General features: G+C 69.2%; 2 protein-coding genes. Both read right to left on the reverse strand.

Annotated features, from left to right (window positions below; all coding sequences use genetic code 11):
- Positions 1-257: 257 nt before the first annotated feature.
- The gene (locus AC1DU6_RS27785) at positions 258-1,391 is read right to left on the reverse strand and encodes an FHA domain-containing protein (RefSeq protein WP_477861072.1); all 1,134 of its coding nucleotides are present in this window, start codon (positions 1,389-1,391) and stop codon (positions 258-260) included.
- A partial coding sequence (gene sctC / locus AC1DU6_RS27790; RefSeq protein WP_477861074.1) for a type III secretion system outer membrane ring subunit SctC occupies positions 1,388-2,348 on the reverse strand: 961 nt, incomplete at its 5' end. The genes sctC and AC1DU6_RS27785, both read right to left, overlap by 4 nt.

A 2,348-nucleotide genomic window follows, 5' to 3' on the forward strand; every position in this document is an offset into this window, starting at 1 on the left:
GTGTTGGTCTGCTGGGCGTTGGCCGACGTGATGGCCGCGGTGCGCTGGGCGCTCTGCGACGTCACGGTGCTGAAGATGGTCAGCTGCTTGTTCTGTTCCAGGATTGCCTTGCTGTCCAGTCCGGACTCGGGTGCGGCTACGGCCATGGTTTGACTCCTAACGTCAAAGGTTGATGACATGACAAAAATCGCCCCCGCCCTCGTGGACGGAGGCATTCCGCACGAAGGCCAGGCCTCCGGTGCGAAATCCCTTGGTGCTCATCGCGCGCCCTCCCTGCCTGGTGACACCACCAGGCCATCGGCCTCGATGCGCTTGAGTTCGGCGCCCGACTTGAGCACCGCCCCCTCGTAGTAGCGGTTGCCATTGGCGAGCTGGATGTAGCTCATGCCACTGGCGTCCTGCGTGATGCTGACCATGCGCGACGGCAGCACGCTCTGCCACGCGTCCCACTGCGCGCGCTGCTGCTCGCCCGCGCGGTCGACCTGGGGCCGCGGCCGCAGCTTCACCTGGTCGGACACCAGCACCGCCGGGTGCAGGTCGTCGGCAAGGCGGCGGATCTTCTGACGCACCGATTCGTCCTCGGTCGCGCCGGCCACCACCAGCCGGCCCTGGCCCGTGTAGCTCATCGAGATGCCGGGGTCGCTCACGTAGCGGCGCGCCTGCTCGACGATGTCCTCGGCCGCGTGCACGCTGGTGCTGACCTGCCGGCCAAAAGGCGCCATGGCCTCGGCCAGCGCCTGCTTGCGCTGGCGCGATTCGACGTAGCCGCGCACGTTGAAACGGCCGCCGGCGACCGCGACCACTTCGACCTCGGGGAAGGGCTTCAGCGCCTTCTCCACCTCGGCCAGGTCGACCGTGGCGGCTCGGGTCGAGCTGCCCGCACTGCCGGCCCAGGCCAGCACGCCGGCCGCCCCGCCGACCGCCAGCACCACCACGGCCACGCTCAGCCAGGGCGAGCTCCGGCGCGCAGGCGCCTGCAGCAGGGCGGCGGGCGGCGCGTCGCCGGGCATGATGCTTTCGGTCCACTCGGACGCCGGGTCGTCGTGCTCGGGCGCGGGATAGCTGCGGTCGACCTGGAAGTCGATGCTGCCGACCGACACCACGTCGCCCGCTACCACGCCCTTGCGCTGGGCCTGCACGTCCTGGCCGTTGAGCTTCACGGCGGCCGCGCCGACCTTCTGCAGCGACATCGCCAGTTCGCCCACCGTGAACACCAGGTGGCGCGGCAGCACGTCGCTGCCGGGCAGCATGACCTCGCACTCACCCGAAGCGCCCAGCGTGTTGACGCCCGGCTTGAGCGCGATGGTGCGGCCCTTGACCGCGCCACTGAGGAAGCGCAGGCACCAGCCCGGCACGGCGGCCGTGGTAGTGGTGTGGGCCCGCGCGTTCATTGCGTAGGCTCCTGCTGGACCGGCAGCGGCGGCTTGCTGCCGGGCGTGACGAGGCGCGGCGTCAGCAGGTAGAAGCGCTCCATGTTGTTCTGCTTCTTCTCGCTGTACTGGAACAGCTTGCCCAGCACCGGGATGCTGGACAGCAGCGGCACGCCCGAGGTCGCGTTGGCCTTCTCCTCCGAGGTGTAGCCGGCGATCAGCAGGCTCGTGCCTTCGTCCACCAGCGCCTGGGTGTTGACGGTGCGCCGCCGCACGACGGGGATGCGGTCGACGGTGCTGCTGCTGACGTCGCCGTCCTCGATGTCGATGGACATCAGCACGCCGCGGCCTTCCTTGTCGTCGACGATCAAGGGAGTCACGCGCACCGCGGTGCCGGCCGTGACGCTGTACAGGCTGGAATCCTGGAAACCGTCGACCCGCACATAGAACTCGCTGAGGTTCTCCAGCACCGCCTCGTTGTTGTCCAGCGTCAGCACCTTGGGCCGCGCGATGAAGTTGGCATTGCCCTTCTGGGCCAGCGCGCTGACGCGGGTCAGCAGGTAGTTGCGCAGGTCGTTGCCGATGGAGGCGGTGAACAGCGCGCCCAGCGGCGTGCTGGGGTTGCCCTGCGGGTTGACGGTGACGACCTGACCAGCCTCGGAGTTGGCGTTGCCGAAGGTCAGCGGCGGCAGGTTGCCGCGGCCGATCTGCAGGTCGCCGTGGCGGGCGTGCAGCCGCCAGTCCACGCCCAGGCTGTCCAGCGTGTTGGTGCTGATGTCCATGATCGTGACCTCGATCTCGATCAGGCGCGGCCGCACGTCCATGGTCTGGATGAGCTTCTCGTAGCGCGCCATGCGCTCGGGCGTGTCGCGCACCAGCACCGCATTGAGTCGCGTGTCGGGCTGGAACTGCGGCAGTTCGCCACTGGAGAACTCGGGGCCGCCGCCGTCACCCTCGTCCTCGGTCGCGCCGCTGCCC

It is taken from the genome of Roseateles sp. P5_B10, from assembly GCF_056400485.1.